General features: G+C 69.6%; 14 protein-coding genes and 3 rRNA genes. 8 read left to right on the forward strand and 9 right to left on the reverse strand.

Annotated features, from left to right (window positions below; all coding sequences use genetic code 11):
- The first annotated feature begins 801 nt into the window (after positions 1 to 801).
- Positions 802 to 4,278, forward strand: coding sequence for an AfsR/SARP family transcriptional regulator (locus AC0KTA_RS19825; protein ID WP_481049551.1), 3,477 nt, complete (start codon positions 802 to 804; stop codon positions 4,276 to 4,278).
- 78 nt (positions 4,279 to 4,356) lie between these two features.
- Here AC0KTA_RS19825 and AC0KTA_RS19830 read toward each other — a convergent pair whose 3' ends face one another.
- Both AC0KTA_RS19830 and AC0KTA_RS19835 read right to left on the reverse strand, forming a co-directional pair.
- Complete coding sequence (locus tag AC0KTA_RS19830; protein WP_481049552.1) at positions 4,357 to 6,363, reverse strand: sigma-70 family RNA polymerase sigma factor; 2,007 nt, start codon at positions 6,361 to 6,363, stop codon at positions 4,357 to 4,359.
- Positions 6,364 to 6,602: 239 nt separating this feature from the next.
- On the reverse strand, positions 6,603 to 7,418 hold the full coding sequence (locus AC0KTA_RS19835; protein ID WP_481049553.1) for a TetR/AcrR family transcriptional regulator: 816 nt from the start codon (positions 7,416 to 7,418) through the stop codon (positions 6,603 to 6,605).
- Positions 7,419 to 7,791: 373 nt separating this feature from the next.
- Between AC0KTA_RS19835 and AC0KTA_RS19840 the strand changes: the two genes are divergently transcribed.
- Positions 7,792 to 9,147 carry an NAD(P)/FAD-dependent oxidoreductase gene (locus tag AC0KTA_RS19840; protein WP_481049554.1) on the forward strand — a complete coding sequence of 452 codons (1,356 nt, stop codon included), beginning with the start codon at positions 7,792 to 7,794 and terminating at the stop codon, positions 9,145 to 9,147.
- A gap of 245 nt (positions 9,148 to 9,392) precedes the next feature.
- A complete protein-coding gene (locus AC0KTA_RS19845; RefSeq protein WP_481049555.1) occupies positions 9,393 to 11,051 on the forward strand; it encodes an ATP-binding SpoIIE family protein phosphatase in 1,659 nt (552 codons plus the stop codon).
- Positions 11,052 to 11,144: 93 nt separating this feature from the next.
- Here the strand turns inward: AC0KTA_RS19845 and AC0KTA_RS19850 are convergent, their stop codons facing one another.
- Positions 11,145 to 12,422 carry an MFS transporter gene (locus tag AC0KTA_RS19850; protein ID WP_481049556.1) on the reverse strand — a complete coding sequence of 426 codons (1,278 nt, stop codon included), beginning with the start codon at positions 12,420 to 12,422 and terminating at the stop codon, positions 11,145 to 11,147.
- 114 nt (positions 12,423 to 12,536) lie between these two features.
- Between AC0KTA_RS19850 and AC0KTA_RS19855 the strand changes: the two genes are divergently transcribed.
- From AC0KTA_RS19855 to rrf, 4 genes are all read left to right on the forward strand, one after another.
- Positions 12,537 to 13,085, forward strand: coding sequence for a MarR family winged helix-turn-helix transcriptional regulator (locus tag AC0KTA_RS19855; protein WP_481049557.1), 549 nt, complete (start codon positions 12,537 to 12,539; stop codon positions 13,083 to 13,085).
- Between the two features lie 686 nt (positions 13,086 to 13,771).
- Positions 13,772 to 15,298, forward strand: a 16S ribosomal RNA gene (locus tag AC0KTA_RS19860).
- 311 nt (positions 15,299 to 15,609) lie between these two features.
- Positions 15,610 to 18,735 (forward strand): 23S ribosomal RNA (locus AC0KTA_RS19865).
- Between the two features lie 94 nt (positions 18,736 to 18,829).
- Positions 18,830 to 18,946 (forward strand): 5S ribosomal RNA (rrf, locus tag AC0KTA_RS19870).
- The 16S, 23S and 5S rRNA genes sit together here, the layout of an rRNA operon.
- 108 nt (positions 18,947 to 19,054) lie before the next feature.
- Here the strand turns inward: rrf and AC0KTA_RS19875 are convergent.
- The 5 genes from AC0KTA_RS19875 to AC0KTA_RS19895 all read right to left on the reverse strand — a co-directional run bounded on the left by AC0KTA_RS19875 (position 19,055) and on the right by AC0KTA_RS19895 (position 23,120).
- Complete coding sequence (locus tag AC0KTA_RS19875) at positions 19,055 to 19,276, reverse strand: hypothetical protein (RefSeq protein ID WP_481049558.1); 222 nt, start codon at positions 19,274 to 19,276, stop codon at positions 19,055 to 19,057.
- A 123-nt stretch (positions 19,277 to 19,399) separates the two neighbouring features.
- Positions 19,400 to 20,083: a response regulator gene (locus AC0KTA_RS19880; RefSeq protein WP_481049559.1), complete on the reverse strand. Its 684-nt coding sequence runs from the start codon at positions 20,081 to 20,083 to the stop codon at positions 19,400 to 19,402.
- On the reverse strand, positions 20,080 to 21,291 hold the full coding sequence (locus AC0KTA_RS19885; RefSeq protein ID WP_481056492.1) for a sensor histidine kinase: 1,212 nt from the start codon (positions 21,289 to 21,291) through the stop codon (positions 20,080 to 20,082). The genes AC0KTA_RS19880 and AC0KTA_RS19885 overlap by 4 nt, the downstream gene beginning before the upstream one ends.
- A gap of 69 nt (positions 21,292 to 21,360) precedes the next feature.
- Positions 21,361 to 22,158: an ABC transporter permease gene (locus AC0KTA_RS19890; protein WP_481049560.1), complete on the reverse strand. Its 798-nt coding sequence runs from the start codon at positions 22,156 to 22,158 to the stop codon at positions 21,361 to 21,363.
- Positions 22,155 to 23,120 carry an ABC transporter ATP-binding protein gene (locus tag AC0KTA_RS19895; RefSeq protein ID WP_481049561.1) on the reverse strand — a complete coding sequence of 322 codons (966 nt, stop codon included), beginning with the start codon at positions 23,118 to 23,120 and terminating at the stop codon, positions 22,155 to 22,157. Before AC0KTA_RS19895 ends, AC0KTA_RS19890 begins: the two co-directional genes overlap by 4 nt.
- A gap of 149 nt (positions 23,121 to 23,269) precedes the next feature.
- Between AC0KTA_RS19895 and AC0KTA_RS19900 the strand changes: the two genes are divergently transcribed.
- Positions 23,270 to 23,854, forward strand: coding sequence for a GNAT family N-acetyltransferase (locus AC0KTA_RS19900; RefSeq protein ID WP_481049562.1), 585 nt, complete (start codon positions 23,270 to 23,272; stop codon positions 23,852 to 23,854).
- Positions 23,855 to 23,886: 32 nt separating this feature from the next.
- On the opposite strand, the gene AC0KTA_RS19905 is transcribed toward AC0KTA_RS19900, so the two are convergent.
- On the reverse strand, positions 23,887 to 25,434 hold the full coding sequence (locus AC0KTA_RS19905) for a type IV secretory system conjugative DNA transfer family protein (RefSeq protein WP_481049563.1): 1,548 nt from the start codon (positions 25,432 to 25,434) through the stop codon (positions 23,887 to 23,889).
- Position 25,435: the final 1 nt, after the last annotated feature.

A 25,435-nucleotide genomic window follows, 5' to 3' on the forward strand; every position in this document is an offset into this window, starting at 1 on the left:
CGGGGGCGGGGCACCCAGGGGCGCGCCCCGCACCCCCCACGACCCCGCCGCTCCGCGGCGGATCTCTCCCACCCTCCCGGTGCCACGAACGGCCGCGCGGCGTCCGCCGCTTGTGGGTCGGCCGCGGAGGCGCTGGTCGCTGAGGCCTTCGACAACGTGTCGGTCCGCGTCCCGGCCCGCCGCTCCGCGGCGGGATCCTCCCACCCACCCACCCGTGACCCAGACCCTCAGGGTGACCCCACGGCCCAGGAAGCCTCCGTTCCCGCAATCCCCGAGCAAACCACCACACCCACTCCCACCGACGAACCCCGCCCCACAACCGGGACACCCCACCCCGACCCCGAGCCGTCCCTCGCCCCCCCCGCTACGGCCGCGACACCCCAGCCCGACCCCGAACCTGCCGACCCCGCTACGGCACCCCAGCCCGACCCCGAGCCCGCCGCTCCCGCCGAGGCACCCCAGGCCGACGCCGAGCCCGCCCCACCCGCTGTGGGCAGCTGGGTCGCCTCCTGGCGTCGTGTGCTGGGCCGGGTTCCGCCCCTCCCTGCTGTGGGCAGTCGTTCCGCAGGGCGGAACGGGTGGGCACAGCCCAGGCCGACGGCGCCGCTATGTGGGGGGAGGGGCACCCTCCAGGACCACGGCGACGTGATGTGAGGAGCAGCGCACGGCCGCAGGCCAGTCCGGCGGTGCTTCGGGGCGGCGGGCGGCGCCCTGGTCGCGGTGGGCCGACCAAGAGCACGGCCCCCCCCACCCCCGGGGAAACCCCGAGCCGCATTCACCCCCACCGGCCACAATGACCCCGTGCGGTACCAGATCCTGGGCGCCACGCAGGCGCACGACGACCAAGGGGCACCCCTGCCCGTAGGAGGCCCCCGCCTGCGGGCGCTCCTCGCGGCGCTGGCCCTGAGAGCAAACCGCACCACCCCCGTGGACACCCTCATCGACGACATCTGGGCGGACACCCCACCGGCCGACGCCCCCGCGGCCCTGCAGGCCCTGGTGGGCCGCCTCCGCCGAGTCCTCGGCAGACACGCCATCGCCTCCGGCCCCGGCGGCTACCGCCTCACCGCCACCCCCGACGAAGTCGACCTGCACCGCTTCGAGCACCTGACCCGCGAGGGCACCGCCGCCCTGGACCGCCACGACCCGGCGACAGCCGCCCGCGTCCTGCGCGAGGCCCTCTCCCTGTGGCACGGCCCGGCCCTCGCCGACCTCCCCGACCGCACCGCGGCCACCCGCCCCGAGGCCCGGCGCCAGGAGGCCACCCGCGCGCGGGTCGAGGCCGAGCTGCTCCTCGGCCACGCCCCCGACGTCGTACCGGAGTTGAAGGAGCTGACGGCCGACCAGCCCTACGACGAGGCCCTGCGCGCCCTCCTCATCCGCGCCCTGCGCGACGCGGGTCGGGGCGCGGACGCCCTCGCCGCGTACGAGGACGCCCGCCGCACCCTCGCCGAGGGACTGGGCACCGACCCGGGACCGGAACTGCGTGCCTTGCACGCCGAGTTGCTGGCGGAGCCGAAGGCGCCGACGGGACTGACGGGACTGACGGGACTGACGCAGCCAGGTGCGCCGAAGCCGCCGGGAGCAACCCCGTCCCACCCCGAGCCCGCGCCCGGCACCGAGACGAAGTCCCGTACGGACGCCGAGCCCACCCCCGGCACGAAGTCCCGCACCGACGCCCCCGCGCCCAGCGCGAACACACCGCCCCCGGCCAGGGACCGCCCCGCCGCCCGCCAGGGCAACCTCCGCCCCCGGCTCACCTCTTTCGTCGGCCGGGAACCCGAACTGGCCGCCATCCGTTCGGACATGCAGAGGGCACGCCTGGTCACGCTCACGGGACCGGGCGGCTCCGGCAAGACCCGCCTCGCCGAGGAAGCCGCCGCCGGGCATCCGAGCGCATGGCTGGCCGAGCTCGCCCCGCTCGACCGGCCGGAGGCGGTCCCCGGTGCCGTCGTCAGCGCGCTCGGCCTGCGCGAGACCGTGCTGATGACCAGTGAGCTGACGGCCCCGCACGCCGACCCGCTCGCCCTGCTCGTCGAGTACTGCGCCCCGCGCAGCCTGCTCCTGATCCTTGACAATTGCGAACATGTCATCGACGCCGCGGCCCGCCTAGCCGAGACCCTCCTGACCCACTGCCCGGGGCTCACGGTCGTCGCGACCAGCCGCGAGCCTCTGGGCGTGCCGGGCGAGGCCGTGCGCCCGGTCGAGCCGCTCCCGCCCGACCCGGCGCACCGCCTGTTCGCCGAGCGGGCCGAGGCCGTGCGCCCCGGCTTCGACCCAGGCCGGGACGCGGAGTCGGTCGCGGAGATCTGCCGCCGTCTCGACGGCCTGCCCCTGGCCATCGAGCTGGCCGCCGCCCGCCTGCGGCTGCTCACGCCCCGGCAGATCGCCGACCGCCTCGACGACCGCTTCCGCCTGCTCACGAGCGGCGCCCGCACGGTCCTGCCGCGCCAGCAGACCCTGCGGGCCGTCGTCGACTGGTCCTGGGACCTGCTCGACGACGCCGAGCGCGCGGCCCTGCGCGAGCTGTCCGTCTTCGCGGGCGGCTGGGACCTGGAGGCCGCGGAGGCCGTCTGCTCCGGCCCGGCGGCGGACCTCGTCGGCGCGCTCGTCGACAAGTCCCTGGTCGTCGCCACTCCGTACGACACGGGGGAGTACGGGACACACCCCGACGGTGCGGGTCCCGACGGATCGGGCTCCCGGATGCGCTATCGCATGCTGGAGACCATCCACGAGTACGTCAGGGAGCGTGCCGCCGAGACCCCCGGCCCGCGCGCCGAGGCGGAGCGACGGCACAGCGCGTACTTCCGCGCGCTGGCCGAGACAGCCGCGCCCCTGCTCCGCTCGGCCGAGCAACTGCCGTGGATCCACCGCCTGGAGGCCGACCTCGACAACGTCCGCGCGGCCCTGCAGCGCGCCATCCAGTCCCGCGACGAGCCGCTCGCCACGGCGATCGCCCTGGCCCTGGGCTGGTTCTGGTGGCTGCGCAACTACAGGGGCGAGGGCTCGGACTGGGTCCGCCGTGTCCTCGGCCTCACGGTGGCGCCGACCGACGACCGCGCCCTCGCCGCCACCGGGGAGGATCCGCCGGCGTTCGCCGCGGTGGTCGCGGGGCTCGACGCGGACCTCGCCGACGAGGACGCCCCGTCGTTCTGGCCACGCATGACCCTGCGCATGCTGCACCTGTTCCTGACGGTGGAGTCCCGGCCCACGACGGTGCTGAGCGAGGGCCTGGACCGGGAGTACATCGTGCGGCTGCGGGACGTGTTCGCCCGGCCGGTGCCCGCGAGCGGCCGGTTCCCGGGCCTGGTGTGGCCGTTCACGCTGTTCTTCGTCGACTGGGTCGAGGACGTGCTGCCCTCTCTGGACTTGGCGGTCGCCAACTGCCGCCGCTTCGGAGGCGACTGGGAGGTCGCGATCACGCTGATGTTCCGGGTGCACACGGCCGTCGACCGTGCGGGCAACCTCGCCGGGGTCGACAGGGACCTGGCGGAGCTGCGCGAGCTGACCCGGCGCGTGGGGGACCGGTGGCTGCGCGCGCAGGTGTACAGCGCGGCGGGTGAGGCGGAGATGGTGCGAGGCAGGCACGAGGAGGCCCGGCGGGAGTACGAGGAGGCGCTGCGGCTCGCCCACGAGGTGGGTGCCCATGCGGAGGCCCCCTTCCTGATCGCCCGCCTCGCCGAGATCGCCTACCGCTCGGGCGACCGCGAACTCGCCGTGCAGGGCCTGGAGGAGGCCGGCGCCAAGGCCGATCGGTACGGCGTGACGGACTCCCGCGCCTTCGTCCGCCTCATGAGCGCCGTCGTGGCGCTGAGCGGTGGTGACGTGGTGAGTGCCCGGTCCCTGTGTGACGCGGCCCGCGCGGAGGCCGAGCGCGGGACGCCGCCACCGCAGTTCGCCGCGGCCCTCGGCGGCGTGGAGGCGCGCATCACGGCCGCCGAGTCGGGGACGGCCGCCGGGCTCGCCGTCCTCGCCGAGGTGCTGCCGGAGGCGCTGCGCACGCGCTGTTCGGAGGCGGTCGTCGCGGGCCTGGTGGACGTGGCCGCGGTGTTTCTGGTCGAGGCCGGCGACCACGTCCGCGCGACCCGCCTGCTGGCCTTCGCCACCCGCTGGCGCGGCGGCCACGAACGCCCCATGCCGGAGCGGGCCGAGGCCGAACGCGCGGTGCGGGAGGCACAAGAGGCGCTCGGCGAAGGCGCGTACGAGCGGGAGCGCGCCGTGGGCGACGGGCTGACCATGGACGAGGCCCTGGCGGAACTGACGGACGCGGCCCGCTGACCGCCCGGCTCCGGACAAGTCCACAGGCCTCAGGCGGAATCTGTTGCTCCGGGCAGGCTCAGGTCGCTCCGGGCAGGCTCAGGTGCAGGAGAGCCGTGACTGGGCCCAGTCCGCGAGGGCCGTCGAGTCGAACGGCGTGTGCGGCTCCACGACCAGGCGGATCGTCTTGCGCCCGGTCAGCCCGACCCGTACGGGCACGGCCGCGTCGCCGCCCTTGATCAGCGGCGACCGCCACAGCCGCGCCCCGTCGGCGTACACGGAGAACCGCACCTTGCCGAGCCCGAGCGTCATGTCGTCGACACCGACGAGCGCTTCGTAGGAGGAGCACGCGCGGTTCAGGTCGATGGTGACGGAGGACCTGCCGTGCACCGTCACGCCGTGGCTGTAGCGCTTGTCGTCGATGGACATGCCCCAGCGCTGCCATACCCAGCTGCTCTCACCGAGCCGCATCTCGGGTTTGGTGCCGTCGCCGGTGAGGCCGTACTCCAGCTGGTTCCACTGGTAGACCTTCGGCGCGGGCGGCGGTGGGGGCGGCGGCTTCGGCGTCGGCTTGGGCGGGGTCGGCCGCGGCTTCGGCGGGGGCGGCGGCTTGGGTCTGGGTTTCTCCGGCGGCTTCGCCGGTGGCGGCTTCGGCTTCGGAGTCGGCTTGGGGGTGGGCTTCGGCGTCGGTTTCGGGGTCGGGGCGGGGGTGGGCGTGGGTTTGGGTCTGGGAGCGGGCGGCTCCGGTTTCGGCTCGGGCTTGGAGGGCGGCGGCTTGCGGGGCAGGACGGGTTCGGCGGCCGGCGGCTGGGCCTTCGGCGGGGCGTCCTTCTTGTCGTCGCCCCCGGTGAGCGCGAGCGCCGCGGCGACCGCGGCCGCGACGACGACACCCGCCGCGATACCGGCCTTCGCGGGCGCGCCGAGCCCCTCGGACGCGGCCGCGCCCCCGGCCCCCGCCGAGCCACTGCTTCCCGCCGCGGCCCCGGCGGCCCCCGCCGCGCCCGCGCCCGCGGCACCGCCGCCGACGAGCGCGGCCACCTTCGCGTACCCGGCGGCACCGAACCAACCGATGACGGCGATCGGCACGACCGCGGGGATGCCGCTCGCGACTTCCTTGATCTGGCCCGCGGCCAGGCGGCAGTTGGCGCACTCCTCCAGGTGCTTGCGCAGTCCGCGCTCGGCGCGGGTGCGCAGGCCGCCGCGGGCGTAGGCGCCGAGCCGGTCGGCGTAGCGCGCGCACTCCTCGCTCTCGGTGAGCGTGGTGCTCACATGGGCCTGGAGATAGGCCTGCTTGAGGCCTTCGCGAGCGCGGCTCGCGAGCACGCGGGTGCCGTTGGCGTCCAGGCCGAAGAGCGTGGCGACCTCGCTCGGCGACTCGTCCTCGACCTCCGTGTGCCACAGCACGGCCTGCCAGCGCTCGGGCAGGCTGCGGAAGGCCTGCATGGCGAGGGACTGTTCGGCCTCGTGCATGGCGCGCACGTCGGCGCCCAGGTCCAGTGTGTCGTCGTCGGAGACTTCGGAGCCGCGGGCGGCCTGCGCGGCGAACACCGCGAAGTCGTCGACCAGTTGCTCCCGTTTCGCCGACTTCGTCCATCCGGCCGCGACACGCCGCACCGTGGTCAGCAGATAGGCGCGCACCGCGTGCTCGGGCCCGGATCCGGACCGCACGGCGCCCAGCATCCGCGCGAAGACCTCGGCGGTGAGGTCGTCGGCGGTGTGGGCGTCGCGGCAGCAGGTGCGGGCGTAGCGGCGGACGGCTTCGGCATGCCTGCGGTACAGCTCTTCGTAGGCGGTGTCGTCGCCCGCGCGCATGCGCTCGATGAGGTCGGCGTCGGACGGCGGGACGTCACCGGAGCCGCTCCGGGCGCCGGGCACCCCGGCCTCCGTACCCGCGAAGGAGCCGTCCTCCGGCCCGCGCTCCCGCTGTATCGGCACGCTGGGATCGGGACCGGCCGCACCGCCCCCGCCGGAGGCGCCGCCCGCGGCGCCGGAGCCCGTGGTCCCGCTGCTGCCGCCGGGACCGCCTTGGTTCGGCACCTGCCGGGGAGGAGGCCCGCTCGACTCACCCCCGTTGGGGGTGGGCTCGTCCCGCCCGTCAACACTCATCGCGGAAAGCCTCCGCACGCACACTCGGACCCGAACACCGGGCAAGAGTGCCACACGGGCGCGCTACGCCGAATAGGGACGACAGGCAACCACTCGTCCGGGGCGAGTTCCCGTAATCGAGCACTACCGTTCACTCATTCGGGGAATGCTCAACTCCCGTGCACATCACGGGAGTTGAGCATGATGCCCCCGAAAGGCCCAGGCGGGCTTTACGGGCGGCTACTGAGCGTGGTGAAGGGCTACGCGGGCCGCGAGCGGAGCCCCTCGAGCAGGATGTCGAGCAGCCGCGACGAAGCCGCCGCCTGCTGCGCGGCGTCCGGCAGCGAGGGAGCCGCCGTGGCTATCACGAGCAGCACGTCCGACACGGTCACGTCCGCGCGCAGCTCACCGGCCGTGCGCGCCCGCTCCACGAGCCTGCCGACGACGTCGAGCAGCGCCGCGGCACCCGCGTCGTCGCTCTCCTCCGCCGGCGCCGTCCGCTGCTCGACCAGACGCAGATCGGGCGCCGAGGACACGGTGGCCGCCGAGGGCACGGAGGCCACCGGGGACACCTGCCGCTGCTGCGGCACCCGGACCTCCTCCACGCCCGCGGGACCGTCCGCCTCACCGGACCCGTCAGCTCCGTCCACGCGCACGCGCAGCACCTGGGGCGGCAACAGCCGCCCCGCGCCCGAGGCCACGGACGTCCGCAGGAAGCGCGAGAGCGCCGACCACGGCTCGTCCTCCTGCCCGAGCGCCGCACGTGCCTGTTCCGTCAGCCGGGAAGTCTCCTCCTCGGCTATCCGTCGCACCAGTACGTCCTTGCTGGGGAATCGGCGGTAGACCGTGCCCACCCCGACGCGGGCGCGCCGTGCCACGTCCTCCATCGGCGCGCCGTACCCCAGCTCTCCGAATACCTCACGGGCCGCGCGCAGCACGTGTTCGAGATTCCGCTGCGCATCCACGCGCAGTGGAGCCGAACGTGCTCCGTCCGTCATCTCGCGGCCGTTTCCGCCTGAGGCGACGGCCGATGCCGACGCTGTCGCGGAAGTCCAGTGAGAGTCCTGAATGTGCATATACGTTCCCCCGGTAATGACGTCTCCCCCCGGAGACACTCCCCGCCATCTGTGACCGGCGTGCGAGAGCGAGCCCCTGCACGAGTCCGGCAAACCGGACCCGACGAGCGCATCCCCCGACACCCCGACGTCACACGAACATAGTTGAGCCAGAGTCAATTCAGAAGGGGCGGGTTCCGCTCGGGGCGCCCCCCGATCGGAGTACGCACCGGTTCCCACCCGATTGCACCCCGCACCAGCACCCTGCCACCCCCCTCTGACCTGCGCACATTCTGCCCTGCCGGAGGGCGGCGCGGCACGGCGGCACCGCTCACTTCCTGTCATACAAATTGTCGAGCCTGTGGACAAACACGAAGTGCGGGTGCGTCATGGGATGGTGACGGAACCTGTGCGCATTCTCGTTGTCGGTGGTGGCTACGTCGGGATGTACACCGCGCTGCGCCTCCAGCGGAAACTCAAGCCGGAGCTGAAGCGGGGCGAGGTGGAGATCGTCGTGATCTCGCCCGATCCGTATATGACCTATCAGCCGTTCCTGCCCGAAGCGGCGGCCGGCTCGATCTCCCCGCGCCACGTCGTCGTACCGCTGCGCCGCGTGCTCGAGCACTGCCGCGTGATCGTCGGCGAGGCGCAGTCGATCGACCACTCCAAGCGCACCGCGTCGTTCACCACGCTCGCCACCGCGGAGGAGGGCACCGGCGCCCTCGACATCTCGTACGACGAACTGGTCCTGGCCCCCGGCTCCATCTCCCGCACCCTGCCGGTCCCCGGTCTCGCCGACTACGGCATCGGCTTCAAGACCGTCGAGGAGGCCATCGGGCTGCGCAACCACGTCATCGAGCAGATGGACATCGCCTCCTCCACCCGCGACCCGGCCGTACGCGACGCCGCCCTGACGTTCGTCTTCGTAGGCGGCGGTTACGCGGGCGTGGAGGCGCTGGGCGAGTTGGAGGACATGGCCCGCTACGCCGCGCGGTACTACCACAACGTCAAGGCCGAGGACATGAAGTGGATCCTCGTCGAGGCATCAGGGCGGATCCTGCCCGAGGTCGGCGAGGAGATGGGCAAGTACACCGTCAGCCAGCTCCGCAAACGCAACATCGACGTCCGCCTGGAGACCCGCCTCGACACCTGCGAGGACCGGGTCGCGGTGCTCAGCGACGGCGCCCGCTTCCGCACCCGCACCGTCGTCTGGACGGCCGGCGTCAAGCCGCATCCCCTGCTCGCCGCCACCGACCTGCCCCGCAACGAACGCGGCCGCCTGCAGTGCACCGCCGAACTCGCCGTCGACGGCGCCCCGCACGCGTGGGGCGCGGGCGACGCGGCCGCCGTCCCCGACGTCACCGCCGGCGAACCCGGCAAGGAGTGCGCGCCCAACGCCCAGCACGCCGTGCGCCAGGCCAAGGTCCTCGGGGACAACATCGCCGCGTCCCTGCGGAAACAGCCCCTCCAGGAGTACGCGCACAAATACGTCGGCTCCGTGGCGTCCCTCGGACTGCACAAAGGTGTCGCGCACGTCTACGGACGCAAGCTGAAGGGCTACCCTGCCTGGTTCATGCACCGCGTCTACCACCTCAGCCGCGTGCCCACCGTCAACCGCAAGTCCCGCGTACTCGCCGAATGGACCCTGGCAGGCCTGTTCAAACGCGAAATCGTCTCCCTGGGGTCACTCGAACACCCCCGCGCGGAGTTCGAACTCGCAGCCGGAGGCGAGCGTCCGAAGGAGTCCTGATCATCTCCGGCAGGAACTCCCCGGGCGGGCCCGGCGTCTGACGGATGTCAGTCCTGTCGGCCAGACTGGGCATGTGACCATGATGGGCGGGCACACCCACAGACGGGCACACCCGAGAGAAATCGTCCGCTCCACGCCATGCTGTGTCTTCCCGGGAGGCGGCGCCCCAGCCGCCGCGCCACCGGCCGGACCCCCGGCCGCACACCCCCGCCCGATCCAGAAGCGACACCACGAGGCCTACCGCAGTGAACTTCACGCGCTGGAGCGCCCGGCTCCCCGGAACACAGCGCCGCGCAGCGGCGCGCACCGAGACCGGCGGATCCCCGGCACAGCGGGGCGAGAGCTCCGTCCCCGCCGCCCGCGCCGAGCGCCTCGCGGACACGCCCGCCGGCGGCGTCGACGAACTGCCGGCCCGCGAGGTGCTCGACCGCATCCCGGCCCTCGTCGCGCTCGTGCACGGCCCCGACCACCGCATCGCGTACGTCAACGACGCGTACACCACGGCGTTCGGCACCCGCCCGGTCGGCGCCCCCGCGCGCGAGGCGCTGCCCGAGCTGGAGGAGGTCGGCCTGCTGCCGCTCCTGGACCAGGTCCTGCGCAGCGCCAAGCCGCGCACGGTCAAGTCCCGCAAGGCGCCCGGCGGCCGCTCCTACACCTTCACGTGCACGCCCGTCTCCCTGCCGCTCGGCGGCCCCGTGGGGGACACCCCGGGCGGCGGCGTGCTCGTCTTCGCCGCCGACGTCACCGACCACGCCGAAGCCGCCGAGCGGCTGCGCGCCAGCGAGCGCACCCAGCGCGAAACGGCCGTCACCCTGCAGCGCTCACTCCTGCCCCAGGAGTTGGAACAGCCCGACGACCTGCGCATCGCCGCCACGTACCAACCGGGCGGCACGGACGCCGCGGTAGGCGGCGACTGGTACGACGTGATCACCCTCGGCGGCGGCCGCACCGCCCTGGTCATCGGCGACGTCATGGGGCGCGGCGTCCGCGCGGCGGCCGTCATGGGCCAGCTGCGCACGGCCGTGCGCGCGTACGCCCGTCTGGACCTGCCGCCGCACGAAGTCCTGCAGCTCCTGGACGGCCTCGCCGCGGAGATCGACGCCAGCCAGATCGCCACCTGCGCGTACGCGGTGCACGACCCGAACGAGGGCAGCCTCGTGTACGCCTCGGCCGGCCACCTGCCGATCCTCGTACGCGACGAGAACGGCACCATCCACCGCGCGGAGGAGCCCACGGGCCCGCCGCTCGGCACCGGCGGCTGGCTGCACGCCTCCGGCTCCGTGCCGCTCGGCCCCGGCTCCACCGCCGTGCTCTACACCGACGGCCTGGTCGAGCGCCGCAGCGAGGACATCGACGAGGGCGTAGCCGCCCTGGAGCGCGCCCTCGCCGGAGCCACCGGCACGCCCCAGGTGGTCTGCGACCGCCTCATCCGCGCCCTGGGCGTGACCGCCGACCACGACGACGACGTGGCCGTCCTGGTCCTCCAGCAGCCGTCCCGCACGGGCGTGCACGCGGACCTGTTCCGCAACGCCGCCCTGGAGCTGCTCGGCGGCGTGGAGGCCGCCCCACGCGCGCGTGCCTTCGCCACCGGCGTCCTCGCGAGCTGGCGCTTCCCGCCGGAACTGAACGACCTGGGCGTCCTCGCCGCCAGCGAACTGGTCGCCAACTCCCTGCAGCACGGCACGCCGCCCATGCGGCTGCGGCTGCGCCGCACCGACCGCCGCCTGATCATCGAGGTCACCGACGGCGACGACCACCTGCCCCGGCGCCGCCGCGCCGAGCCCGCGGACGAGGCGGGCCGGGGCATCGCCATCGTCGCCACGATCGCCTCGAACTGGGGCTCACGGCGCACGCCCGGGGGCGGCAAGGCGGTCTGGTGCGAGTTCGCGCTCCCGCGCGCGTAGGGCGTCAACACAGCTACGCGCGCGCAGGCGAAGCCCACGCGCGCGTAGCTGACGATTTCGCGAACCGCACTCCTAGAAGAGTGCGGTCACGGCTCAGGAGTGTGCCGTCACGGCCTCCGGGGCATCCGGGGCGCCCTGGGCCACCACCCGGCTCTTCTGCGGGTACGGGTGGTTCTGCGCCGGACTGAGGTGCCGGCCGAGACGCAGCGCGAGCACCGTGATGCCGAGCGAGAAGAGCAGGAACGTCACGATGTACGGAGCGTGCAGCGTGGCGCCCATCGGCCCGCCCACGGCCGGACCGACCGCGAGGGCGAGCTGCTTGACCAGCGCGAAGGCCGAGTTGTACCGCCCGACCATCGACTCCGGCGCCAGATCGGCGACCAGCGGCGCGACGGTCGGCGCGAGCATCGTCTCGCCGAGCCCGAAGAGCGCGTACGTCGAGATGAACGCGGCGGTCGCCATGGCCTGGCTGCCGTGCCCGAGCCCCGCGTACCCGGCCGCGATCCACGCCACGGCCCAGATGAGGCCGACGGCCGCGATCACCTGCGAGCGCTTGCGCCGCTCGACGAACCGCAGGACCGCGAACTGCGCGATCACGATGGCGCCGGTGTTGGCGGCCAGGGCGATGCCGAGCGTCGACGGGGAGATCCCGGCAGCCTCCACGCCGTACGCCGAGAGGCCCGACTCGAACTGGCCGTAGCAGGCGAAGAACAGCACGAAGCCGAGGACGCAGAGCTGCAGCATCACGCGGTTGCGGAATACGTCCCTGATGCTGCCGCCGGACTGCGGGGTGGCGTCGGTGATGCGCGGCGAGCGGGGTATCCGCGCCGTCAGCATGACGCCGATGAGCACCAGGAAGATCACGGTCTCGATGGCGAAGAGCAGCGTGAAGTCGCTCGGCCGCTCGTGCTTCACGAGCTGGCCGCCGATCAGACCGCCGACGCCGAGGCCCAGGTTCTGCAGGAAGAACTGCATGGCGAAGGCGCGCGACCGGGTGCCCGGCGAGGAGCACTCCACGATCATCGTGGCGAGCGCGGGCTGCATCACGGCCTGACCGGCGCCCAGCGCCCCGGCCGAGAGCAGCACGAGCGGCGCGCTCGCGGAGAAGCCCAGGCTCAGCGCGCCGACGGCGGCGGTGAGCAGTGCGGCGATGAGCACGGGCAGCGGCCCCCGCCGGTCGATGGCCCGGCCCGAGAAGGGCAGCACGATGAGCGCGGCCACGGCGAACGCGGCGAGCACGAGGCCCGCCGTCACGGCGCCCAGATCCCGCACCTGCGCCACGTACACGTACAAGAAGGGGACCGTGAACCCCAGACCGAACGCACTCAGCGCGTTGCCCACGTGGATCCGGCGCATCGTCGCAGCGCCCATCGCCCTGGTCACTTTCACCTGCCTTAGGAGTGAAGACTTCGAAGCTAAAGTTAGGATCTAAACAATACACATCGAAGGACTTCAAGCCAACCAGGCCCGTGCCATACTGCGGCCATGGGCGATACCCCCGGCCCCACAGAGCCGACACTCGAAGAGCAGATCGCCGCCTACCAGCGGGAGTTCCAGGACCTCGACCCCCAGGTCGAGAAGATCGTCTCGGCCCTCGGCCGGCTCAACCGCCGCATGAACGTCGCCTACGGCCGTCAGACCGCGACGCTCGGCATCAGCAACGCGGAGTGGGAGGTCCTCAAGGCCCTGGTCCTGTCCGGCGCCCCCTATCAAATGGGCCCCGGCGAGCTGGCCAAGCGCCTCGGCCTCACGCCCGCCGCGATGACGCACCGCATCGACCGCATGGTGAGCGAGGGTCTCGTCACCCGCGACCGCGACGAGTCCAACCGCGTCCGCGTCATCGTCGAGCTCACCGCGGAGGGCCGCGAGAAGTGGCTGGAGGCCATGCGCCTCGCCACGGTCTTCGAGGAGGACCTGCTCCAGGACCTCTCCCCGGACGAGCGCGGTGTCCTCGGTGAGGTGCTGACACGTCTTCTACGTCGCGTGGAGCACGCCCAGCCGGACGCGGGCGGCCGCCTCAGCGACCTCGACTGACGGCGCCGTCAGGCCCGTTGCCCCTGCCGACCAGCGGAAGTTGACAGTCGCCTGCCCGATCCGTAAGGTTCTTCGGGTTGCCGCCGAGCTGTAACGGTTCTGCGACAGCAACTCCCGCCGCTCACGCGGCCACTCAACCACTTGCACGAACTCCCTCCGGGATTGATTTCGGCACGCCCGAATTGATTTCCCCATGCCTGTCGCGGCCGGAAACGGCTCGATTAGGAACTGCCGGGAGAATCCGCTAAAGTTTGAGACGTCGGAACGGCCCAACAGCCGGGAAGACAAACCCGGTTGACTGGGAATCAGGCCCGAAAGGATCTGATAGAGTCAACACCGCCGGAAGGCCGAAAGGCCGGAAAGCACCGAGGAAATCGGAACGGACCGGGAAGCCGGAAAGATCTGATAGAGTCGGAAACACGAAATACCGAAGGGAAGCGCCCGGAGGAAAGCCCGAGAGGGTGAGTACAAAGGAAGCGTCCGTTCCTTGAGAACTCAACAGCGTGCCAAAAGTCAACGCCAGATATGTTGATACCCCGACTCGCCTTCGGCGAGTTGAGGTTCCTTTGAAAAAGTCCTGTACGGCATGACCGTGCAGGCAGCACAGCGAGGACGCTGTGAACCAGGGGGATTATTCCTTCCCCTGGTTCCGCTCTCGTGGTGTCGGACCCGATTACGGGTACACATTCACGGAGAGTTTGATCCTGGCTCAGGACGAACGCTGGCGGCGTGCTTAACACATGCAAGTCGAACGATGAAGCCCTTCGGGGTGGATTAGTGGCGAACGGGTGAGTAACACGTGGGCAATCTGCCCTGCACTCTGGGACAAGCCCTGGAAACGGGGTCTAATACCGGATACAACCACCGGCCGCATGGTCTGGTGGTGGAAAGCTCCGGCGGTGCAGGATGAGCCCGCGGCCTATCAGCTAGTTGGTGAGGTAGAAGCTCACCAAGGCGACGACGGGTAGCCGGCCTGAGAGGGCGACCGGCCACACTGGGACTGAGACACGGCCCAGACTCCTACGGGAGGCAGCAGTGGGGAATATTGCACAATGGGCGAAAGCCTGATGCAGCGACGCCGCGTGAGGGATGACGGCCTTCGGGTTGTAAACCTCTTTCAGCAGGGAAGAAGCGCAAGTGACGGTACCTGCAGAAGAAGCGCCGGCTAACTACGTGCCAGCAGCCGCGGTAATACGTAGGGCGCAAGCGTTGTCCGGAATTATTGGGCGTAAAGAGCTCGTAGGCGGCTTGTCACGTCGGTTGTGAAAGCCCGGGGCTTAACCCCGGGTCTGCAGTCGATACGGGCAGGCTAGAGTTCGGTAGGGGAGATCGGAATTCCTGGTGTAGCGGTGAAATGCGCAGATATCAGGAGGAACACCGGTGGCGAAGGCGGATCTCTGGGCCGATACTGACGCTGAGGAGCGAAAGCGTGGGGAGCGAACAGGATTAGATACCCTGGTAGTCCACGCCGTAAACGGTGGGCACTAGGTGTGGGCAACATTCCACGTTGTCCGTGCCGCAGCTAACGCATTAAGTGCCCCGCCTGGGGAGTACGGCCGCAAGGCTAAAACTCAAAGGAATTGACGGGGGCCCGCACAAGCGGCGGAGCATGTGGCTTAATTCGACGCAACGCGAAGAACCTTACCAAGGCTTGACATACACCGGAAAGCATCAGAGATGGTGCCCCCCTTGTGGTCGGTGTACAGGTGGTGCATGGCTGTCGTCAGCTCGTGTCGTGAGATGTTGGGTTAAGTCCCGCAACGAGCGCAACCCTTGTCCCGTGTTGCCAGCAACTCTTCGGAGGTTGGGGACTCACGGGAGACCGCCGGGGTCAACTCGGAGGAAGGTGGGGACGACGTCAAGTCATCATGCCCCTTATGTCTTGGGCTGCACACGTGCTACAATGGCCGGTACAATGAGCTGCGATACCGCGAGGTGGAGCGAATCTCAAAAAGCCGGTCTCAGTTCGGATTGGGGTCTGCAACTCGACCCCATGAAGTCGGAGTCGCTAGTAATCGCAGATCAGCATTGCTGCGGTGAATACGTTCCCGGGCCTTGTACACACCGCCCGTCACGTCACGAAAGTCGGTAACACCCGAAGCCGGTGGCCCAACCCCCTTGCGGGGAGGGAGCTGTCGAAGGTGGGACTGGCGATTGGGACGAAGTCGTAACAAGGTAGCCGTACCGGAAGGTGCGGCTGGATCACCTCCTTTCTAAGGAGCACTTCTCACCAGCCTCGGCTGGTCAGAGGCCAGTACATCAGCGAATGTCTGATGCTGGTTGCTCATGGGTGGAACGTTGACTACTCGGCACGGTCGCTTTGATGGATCACTAGTACTGCCTTCGGGCGTGGAACGTGGTGCCGGAGAGGGGAACGTGTCGGGCACGCTGTTGGGTGTCTGAAGGCACGGCCGCAAGGTCGGGTGTCTTCGGTTGCCGGCCCCAGTGCACTCGATCCGGATGGTTCGGGGTGATGGGTGGTTGGTCGTTGTTTGAGAACTGCACAGTGGACGCGAGCATCTGTGGCCAAGTTTTTAAGGGCGCACGGTGGATGCCTTGGTACCAGGAACCGATGAAGGACGTGGGAGGCCACGATAGTCCCCGGGGAGTCGTCAACCAGGCTTTGATCCGGGGGTTTCCGAATGGGGAAACCCGGCAGTCGTCATGGGCTGTCACCCGCTGCTGAACACATAGGCAGTGTGGAGGGAACGCGGGGAAGTGAAACATCTCAGTACCCGCAGGAAGAGAAAACAACCGTGATTCCGGGAGTAGTGGCGAGCGAAACCGGATGAGGCCAAACCGTATGCGTGTGAGACCCGGCAGGGGTTGCGTATACGGGGTTGTGGGATCTCACTTGACCGGTCTGCCGGCCGGTCGGCGAGTCAGAAACCGTTGATGTAGGCGAAGGACATGCGAAAGGTCCGGCGTAGAGGGTAAGACCCCCGTAGCTGAAACGTCAGCGGCTTGCTTGTGAGACACCCAAGTAGCACGGGGCCCGAGAAATCCCGTGTGAATCTGGCGGGACCACCCGTTAAGCCTAAATATTCCCTGGTGACCGATAGCGGATAGTACCGTGAGGGAATGGTGAAAAGTACCGCGGGAGCGGAGTGAAATAGTACCTGAAACCGTGTGCCTACAAGCCGTGGGAGCGTCGCGTGCAGCACTTGTGCTGTACGTCGTGACTGCGTGCCTTTTGAAGAATGAGCCTGCGAGTTTGCGGTGTGTTGCGAGGTTAACCCGTGTGGGGAAGCCGTAGCGAAAGCGAGTCCGAATAGGGCGGTTTAGTAGCGCGCTCAAGACCCGAAGCGGAGTGATCTAGCCATGGGCAGGCTGAAGCGCGGGTAAGACCGTGTGGAGGGCCGAACCCACCAGGGTTGAAAACCTGGGGGATGACCTGTGGTTAGGGGTGAAAGGCCAATCAAACTCCGTGATAGCTGGTTCTCCCCGAAATGCATTTAGGTGCAGCGTCGTGTGTTTCTTGCCGGAGGTAGAGCACTGGATAGGCGATGGGCCCTACCGGGTTACTGACCTTAGCCAAACTCCGAATGCCGGTAAGTGAGAGCGCGGCAGTGAGACTGTGGGGGATAAGCTCCATGGTCGAGAGGGAAACAGCCCAGAGCATCGACTAAGGCCCCTAAGCGTACGCTAAGTGGGAAAGGATGTGGAGTCGCAGAGACAACCAGGAGGTTGGCTTAGAAGCAGCCACCCTTGAAAGAGTGCGTAATAGCTCACTGGTCTAGTGATTCCGCGCCGACAATGTAGCGGGGCTCAAGCGTACCGCCGAAGTCGTGTCATTGCGATATGTACCCCCAACGGGGATCGTGATGGGTAGGGGAGCGTCGTGTGCCGGGTGAAGCTGCCGCGTAAGCGAGTGGTGGACGGTTCACGAGTGAGAATGCAGGCATGAGTAGCGATACATACGTGAGAAACGTGTGCGCCGATTGACTAAGGGTTCCTGGGTCAAGCTGATCTGCCCAGGGTAAGTCGGGACCTAAGGCGAGGCCGACAGGCGTAGTCGATGGATAACCGGTTGATATTCCGGTACCCGCTGTGAAGCGTCAAACATCGAATCCAGTGATGCTAAGGCCGTGAAGCCGTTCCGGACCCTTCGGGGAAAGGAAAGTGGTGGAGCCGCCGGCCCGATCTGGTAGTAGGTGAGTGATGGGGTGACGCAGGAAGGTAGTCCAGCCCGGGCGGTGGTTGTCCCGGGGTAAGGGTGTAGCCCGAGTGATAGGTAAATCCGTCGCTCACATAAGGGTGAGACCTGATGCCGAGCCGATTGTGGTGAAGTGGATGATCCTATGCTGTCGAGAAAAGCCTCTAGCGAGTTTCATGGCGGCCCGTACCCTAAACCGACTCAGGTGGTCAGGTAGAGAATACCGAGGCGTTCGGGTGAACTATGGTTAAGGAACTCGGCAAAATGCCCCCGTAACTTCGGGAGAAGGGGGGCCACACCTGGTGATCCGTTTTACACGGTGAGCTGGGGGTGGCCGCAGAGACCAGCGAGAAGCGACTGTTTACTAAAAACACAGGTCCGTGCGAAGCCGTAAGGCGATGTATACGGACTGACGCCTGCCCGGTGCTGGAACGTTAAGGGGACCGGTTAGTCACTCTTCGGGGTGGCGAAGCTGAGAACTTAAGCGCCAGTAAACGGCGGTGGTAACTATAACCATCCTAAGGTAGCGAAATTCCTTGTCGGGTAAGTTCCGACCTGCACGAATGGCGTAACGACTTCTCGACTGTCTCAACCATAGGCCCGGTGAAATTGCACTACGAGTAAAGATGCTCGTTTCGCGCAGCAGGACGGAAAGACCCCGGGACCTTTACTACAGTTTGATATTGGTGTTCGGTTCGGCTTGTGTAGGATAGCTGGGAGACTGTGAAGCATGCACGCCAGTGTGTGTGGAGTCGTCGTTGAAATACCAGTCTGGTCGTGCTGGATGTCTAACCTGGGTCCGTGATCCGGATCAGGGACAGTGTCTGATGGGTAGTTTAACTGGGGCGGTTGCCTCCCAAAGGGTAACGGAGGCGCCCAAAGGTTCCCTCAGCCTGGTTGGTAATCAGGTGTTGAGTGTAAGTGCACAAGGGAGCTTGACTGTGAGACTGACGGGTCGAGCAGGGACGAAAGTCGGGACTAGTGATCCGGCGGTGGCTTGTGGAAGCGCCGTCGCTCAACGGATAAAAGGTACCCCGGGGATAACAGGCTGATCTTCCCCAAGAGTCCATATCGACGGGATGGTTTGGCACCTCGATGTCGGCTCGTCGCATCCTGGGGCTGGAGTCGGTCCCAAGGGTTGGGCTGTTCGCCCATTAAAGCGGTACGCGAGCTGGGTTTAGAACGTCGTGAGACAGTTCGGTCCCTATCCGCTGTGCGCGTAGGAGTCTTGAGAAGGGCTGTCCCTAGTACGAGAGGACCGGGACGGACGAACCTCTGGTGTGCCAGTTGTCCTGCCAAGGGCATGGCTGGTTGGCTACGTTCGGAAAGGATAACCGCTGAAAGCATCTAAGCGGGAAGCCTGCTTCGAGATGAGGACTCCCACCCCCTTTGAGGGGTTAAGGCTCCCAGTAGACGACTGGGTTGATAGGCCAGATATGGAAGCCCGGCAACGGGTGGAGTTGACTGGTACTAATAGGCCGAGGGCTTGTCCTCAGTTGCTCGCGTCCACTGTGTTGGTTCTGAAACCACGAACAACCCCATGCCCGGGGCCACCGGGTGTGGTGCGGTATTCACAGTTTCATAGTGTTTCGGTGGTCATAGCGTGAGGGAAACGCCCGGTTACATTCCGAACCCGGAAGCTAAGCCTTACAGCGCCGATGGTACTGCAGGGGGGACCCTGTGGGAGAGTAGGACGCCGCCGAACTAAATGTAGAGAAAACCCCCGTGCCGAATGGCACGGGGGTTTTCTGCGTTCGGGGTCTGCTGCGTTCTACAGAATCGTTCTACGGAACGCGACGGAAGCCGCAGCAGGTCACCGGTTCGGCGGCTTGATCCAGCCCTTCTTGACCAGCTGGTCGCAGTGCCACCTTCCCTGCGAGGGGCTCTCCCCCTTCTGCGCGGTCGCCTTGAGGCAGTCCGCGTACGGGTACGGAGGTCCCTGAACAGGGGCGGCGGCCTGGGCGGCCGCCGCCGACGCGCCGAGCCCTCCGGCAGCGAAAGCCAGGGCGGCCACGGCGATACTCATCCGACGCATAGATATCTCCTCTTCTCGCATCGCTGAAGCTGAACAAGATCAGCTCTCAGTCAACGAGTGAGGCCCTCGGCAGGGAACCGCCCAACCGATCTAATTCCCCCGGTATCTCTCTGGGCCGCCTCCCTAGGACGGCCGCACCAATTTCGTGTCGTACGCCAAAATGACCGCCTGCACCCGGTCCCGTGCGCCCGTCTTCGCGAGGATGCGGCCCACATGCGTCTTCACCGTCGACTCCGCCAAATGCAGGCGAGCGGCGATCTCCGAATTCGTCCAGCCCTGGCCGACGACCGTGAGGATCTGGCGTTCGCGGTCCGTCAGAGCCGAGAGGAGTGGATGCTTCGCCGGGTCTGCGGGGGCGTGCTCGGCGTCCGGGCCGGCCGCCGGGAGCTGGTCGGCGAAGGCGTCCAGGAGGCGACGTGTGAGGCGGGGCGCCACCACCGCGTCCCCCGTGGCCACCGCCCGGATGCCCGACAGCAGCTCCTCCGGGAGCGCGTCCTTGATGAGGAACCCCGACGCGCCGGCCCGCAGACCCGCGTACGCGTACTCGTCGAGGTCGAACGTCGTCAGGATCAGGACGCGGGAGTCGGCGCCCGACGTCACGATGCGGCGCGTGGCCTCGATGCCGTCCATGTCCGGCATGCGGATGTCCATCAGGACCACGTCCGGGCGCAGGTCGGCGGTCATGCGGACCGCGTCCGTGCCGTTGCCGCCCTCCCCCACCACCGTCATGTCGTCCTGACTCTCCAGGAGCATGCGGAAACCGAAGCGCTGCAAGGGCTGGTCGTCGACGATGAGGACGGTGGTCACTGAGCGGATTCCTTAGGGGCGGTGGTGCGGGGGAGATGGAGCCGGACCTGCCAGCCCGGTTCGGGGTGCGGGCGCGGCCCGGCCTCGATGGTGCCCGCGTACAAGGCGGTTCGCTCACGCATGCCGGTGAGTCCGCGCCCCGAGTCGGAGGGAACGCTGCCCCGCCCCGTATCGGTGACCGTCACCCGCACCCCGTCCTCCGCGTACGAGACGTCGACCGTCGCCGTCACGCCCGGCCCCGCGTGCTTCATGGTGTTCGTCAGGGCCTCCTGGACCACGCGGTACACCGTGAGTTGCTGGCCCTGAGGCAGCGAGTCGGCGCGGCCGCGGACGGTGCTGCGGACGGGCAGGCCCGCCGAGCGGACGCCGTCGATGAGGTGGTCCAGGTCGGTGAGGGCGGGTTGCGGGGCCAGGGCGGCGGCCTCGGCGGCCTCGGGTGCCTCCTCGCGCAGGACGTCCAGGAGGCGGCGCAGTTCCGCGAGGGCCTGGCGGCTTGTGGAACCGATGGCGTCGAGGGCCTGCGCGGCACGCTCGGGGGACTTGGCCGCGGCGTACTTGCCGCCGTCGGCGAGGCCCGTGATGACGGACAGGTTGTGGCCGATGATGTCGTGCATCTCGCGGGCGATGCGCGTGCGTTCGGCAGCCGCCGACAGGCGTGCCTGCTGGTCGCGTTCGACCTCGAGCTGGCGGGCACGCTCGACCAGGGCGCGCGTGTAGTCCTGCCGTGAGCGCACCGCGATGCCGAGGAGCGCGACGATGGCGTACGCCCACAGCTGCGGGACGACCTGCTGGTCCCAACTGCCCTTCGGATAGCGGATGGTGCCCACGGCCACCGGCGCCGTCATCATCACGCCCGCCCATCCCAGGGTCTTCAGCGGGAGCCGCAGCGCGATGTTGAACAGGACGATGAGCTGCACCAGGGCCACCTGGAGGAGCACGCCCGTCGCGCTGTTGACCATGCCGAACGACACCATGACGGCGAGGACCGTCATCGGCCGGCTCCGGCGCCACAGCAGCGGCACCGACATTCCGAGGGTCAGGATGAGGACGAGCCAGCCGGGGACGTCCGTGTTGTGCGCGATGTTGCGCCAGCCGCCGCCCATGTAGTCGATGCCGGCCGCCACCACGAAGAAGCCCGTGAGCAGCAGGTCCCACACGAGCGGGCGGCGCCGGTCGAAGGCGCGCGCCCGCTGCGTGAGTTGTTGCATGTGTCGGGTGAGGGGGTGCGGGTCCGACGCTTGGGTCACCTGCTCATCCTCGTACACGTACGTGAGTCCCTATACGTCGCGGCGCTTGAGCAGCAGTGATGCCGCCGCGAGGACCGCGGTGGCCCAGAGGGTGAGGGACAGCAGGCCCGTGCCCGGGGCCACCGTGTTCTCGACGCGGGTGATCGAGCCGAGGGACGAGGCGGCCTGCGCCGGGAAGTACGTGACGACGGTGTCCACGGCGTCGAGGGGCAGCGTCGTCAGGACCTCCGGCAGGACCAGGACGCCGCCGACGAACGCCCCGATGCCGCCGGGCACCGAGCGCAGCAGCGCGCCCAGGCCGAGGGCGATCAGGCTCAGGAGTGTGAGGGCCGCCGCGCTGCCCGCGAGGGCGCCGATGACGCCCGGGTCGGTCAGCGCCAGTTCCTTGTCGGTGCCGGCGAGCCAGATCTGGGCGACCAGGAACGTGACGACGTTCGTGACGAGGCACAGCGCGAAGACGATCGCCGTGAAGACCGCCGCCTTCGCCCACAGCACGGGCAGGCGGTGCGGGACGGCGGTCAGGGACGCGCGGATCATGCCTGTCGCGTACTCGCCCGCGGTGACGAGGATGCCGAGGACGGCGAGGCAGATCTGGGCGAGCTGGGTGCCGAAGAGGACGAAGACGACCGTGTCGACGTCGGAGTCGTCACCGTCGTACGTGGTGCCCATGGTGATGCCGATGGTGAGGACGAGGACGCTCGCGGTGAGGAGGGTGATCCATGTGCTGCGCAGCGTCCACAGCTTGTGCCATTCGGAGCGCAGGACCCGGGTGGGGGTCACGCGGTAGGGGCTCGGGGTGGGCCTTGCGGCGGTGTCCGTGGCGGTCATGCCGCGGCTCCTTCCAGGGGCGCGCCGGAGGCGCCGGGTGTACCGGACGTGCCGGGCGTGACGTACTCGACCGAGTCGTGGGTGAGGTCCATGAAGGCCTGCTCCAGCGACGCGGTCTGCGGAGTGAGTTCGAACAGGGGGATGGCGTGGGCGGCGGCGGTGCGGCCGATGTGCTCGGCGTCGGTGCCGCGGACGTCGAGGGTGCCCGGGGTGTCGCTGGTGATGGTCACCGCGGGGCCCGCGAGCAGCTCGGCGAGGCGGGCCGCCGCCGGGGAGACGACCTTCACCGAGCCGGTGCCCGAGTCGCGTACGAAGCGGTCGACCGTCGTGTCCGCGAGCAGCCTGCCCCGGCCGATGATGATGAGGTGGTCGGCGGTCACCGCCATCTCGCTCATCAGGTGGGACGAGACGAGGACGGTGCGGCCCTCGGCCGCCTGGGCCTTGAGGAGGTTGCGGATCCACAGCACGCCCTCCGGGTCCAGGCCGTTGACCGGCTCGTCCAGGACGAGGGTGGCCGGGTCGCCGAGCAGGGCGGCCGCGATGCCGAGGCGCTGGCCCATGCCGAGCGAGAAGCCCTTCACGCGGCGGCCCGCGACGTCCGTGAGCCCGGTCGCGTCGAGCACGGCCCGGACGCGTGAGCTGGGGATGCCGTGGGTGTGCGCGAGCGCCATCAGGTGGTGGTACGCGGAGCGGCCCGGGTGGATCGAGCGGGCCTCCAGGAGCGCGCCGACCTCGGTCAGGGGTGCGCCGTGCGTGGCGTACGCGCGGCCGCCGACGGTGCAGCGCCCGGCCGTCGGCGCGTCCAGGCCGAGGAGCATCCGCATGGTCGTGGACTTGCCGGCGCCGTTGGGGCCGAGGAAGCCGGTGACGGTGCCGGGGCGGACCTCGAAGGTGAGGTCGTCGACGGCGGTCCTGGGGCGCTTGCCGCCGTAGCGTTTGGTGAGTCCGTGTGCCCGAATCATGGATCGATGGTCGCGGCGGGGCGGGGGCGGGCGCGTCGGACCGGGGTCTCGTTGTCCGGCGGCGCGTAGTACCGCGGTACGACGGTACGGAGCCGGGCGGCCGGACGAATTGCGTTGCGTGCGGTCGGCCCTCCGCCCAAGATCGGTGTATGGAACACCTCATACGCCCGGTGCGCGCCGACGAATGGCGGAAGGTCCGCGAGCTGCGGCTGCTCGCGCTGCGGGATCCGGCGGCGCCGGTCGCCTTCCTGGAGACGTACGAGAACGCCGCCGCGAAGCCGGACGCGTACTGGCGCGACCGTGCCGAGGGCTCGGCCTCGCCGGGCGGCTCGGTGCGGCAGTTCATCGCCGAGGGTCCGGACGGCGGCTGGGCGGGCTCGGTGACCGTGCTGATCGAGGAGCCCGGGACGCAGGGTGCGCTCGGCGCGGCCTCGTCGGTGCGGCAGGCGCATCTCGTGGGGGTCTTCGTGCGGGCCGAGCACCGGGGTACGGGGGTCACCGAGGCCTTGTTCTCGGCGGCCGTGGACTGGGCGCGGGCGCCGGAGGGCGAGGGGGCCGGGGTCGAGCGGGTGCGCCTGTTCGTGCACGAGGACAATCCGCGCGCGGCGGCGTTCTACCGGAAGTTCGGGTTCGTACCGAGCGGGGAGGTCGCTTCTGTGCCCGGGGATCCGGGGGCGCGGGAGCGGGAGATGGTGCTGGAGGGGTCGGCCGTCCGAAGCACCTGGTTCGGCTAGATAGAACGCTCGTTTTAGTCGACGGGGTTGGTTCAGCCGGTCAGCTCGTCGTGGGGCCAGCGGGCGCGGCCCTGTTCGCGGGAGCGGAGCAGGGCCAGCGTCGGCATGCCGCGCTCGGCTCCGTCGGCGAGGAGCTCGGGCAGTTGCGGGAGCGGGGCGACCGCGGCGACGTCGTCCAGGACGAGCGTGATTGGTGGGTCGAGCCGACCGGAGGATGACCGTTCGGCCATGCGCCGGCCGTGCTCGACCACGCTGGAGGCGAGTGCCGTCAGGAGCGGCATCGCGCCGGGGTTCGTCTTGGGGTCCTCGATCGACTCACCCACCACGAAGAGCGTGCCCCCTTCATCGATGAAGGAATCCAGGGTGAGCGCGTCCGTCCGGTTCGGTGTGCAGGACTCTCGTACGTTGACCGTGAACAGGGCGGAGAGGGCGCGGGCCGTCAACTCCTGGGCGATGTCCCGGCGTTCGGTGTATGCCGTGAGGGCCGACTCCAGCTCGCCCGCGGCGCCCGAGCTCGCCTTGGGGTGCGTGCGCAGGATGCGGACCGCGTCCTGGACCTGGGTGCCCTGGGCCCAGCGGTGGACGTGCTTGATGCTGCGGCCGTCGACGGCCGCGGCGTGCAGGAAGCTGCGGAGCAGGGTTTCGGCGGTGTCGGCGACCGCAGTGTCCAGTCTGGCGCTGGGCCTTATCGGGGCGAGGAGGGATCGTGCCCGGTGGGCGGCCGTGGTGGTGTCCTCGCAGCCGGTGGTGGGGGGCCAGTGGAGGCGGGCCGGGGTGTCGCAGAGGTGGGAGGGGTCGTAGACCAGGACGGGGCCGAGCTTGGCTCGGGCGTCCTTGGTCTCCTCCCAGAGGGTGGGGTCCGAGGTGACGACCAGGGCTGCGGATTCCGCGTCCGCGATGGCTTGGACCGCCAGGGGGCGGCGGGTCTCCGGGGGGCCGAGGACCAGGGTGAGGTCGCCCGCTGTGGGCACCTGGTCCGCCCAGGGGGCGGAACGGGTGGGCACAGCCCAGTCCGACGTCGCCTCGACGACAGCCCTCGCCCCGTCGGCCCCGGCGTCCACCGACGGAGCGGGAGAGGGAGCAGGAGCGGGAGCGGCCGAGGGAGCGGGAGCGGAGGCAGGAGCGGGAGAGGAAGCGGAGGCAGGAGCGGGAGGCGGAGCCTTCCTTGCCTCCTCCCGGCGGGCTCTGCGTACCGCTCTGTACCTCGTGACCGTGCCCATCACGAAGATGGTGAGGACGATGAGGACCATCACCTGGCCTATGAGGAAGCCCCAGAGGAGGCCGTAGCCGGAGAGCTGGTCGGCGGGGGTGTCGGGCCAGGCGCCGGAGACGTCGTGCGGCTGCTGGAGGAGGTGGCGTACGGCGGGCGGTGTCTTGCCGAAGGTGACGCCCTGCGGCCACGCGCCGTGGGCCCACCAGCCGGCGATGCCGGTGGCCGACCAGATGAGGACCACCATGCCGAGGAGGAAGGCGAGGACGCCCACGAGCAGGCCGTCCGGCACCCCGCCGCGCCCGCGCGGCCCCTCGCCCGGCCCGCCGGGACCAGGCCCTCGCTCCTGGTAACGACCGTCCTGCCGCATG

Source organism: Streptomyces sp. Y309 (assembly GCF_056712025.1).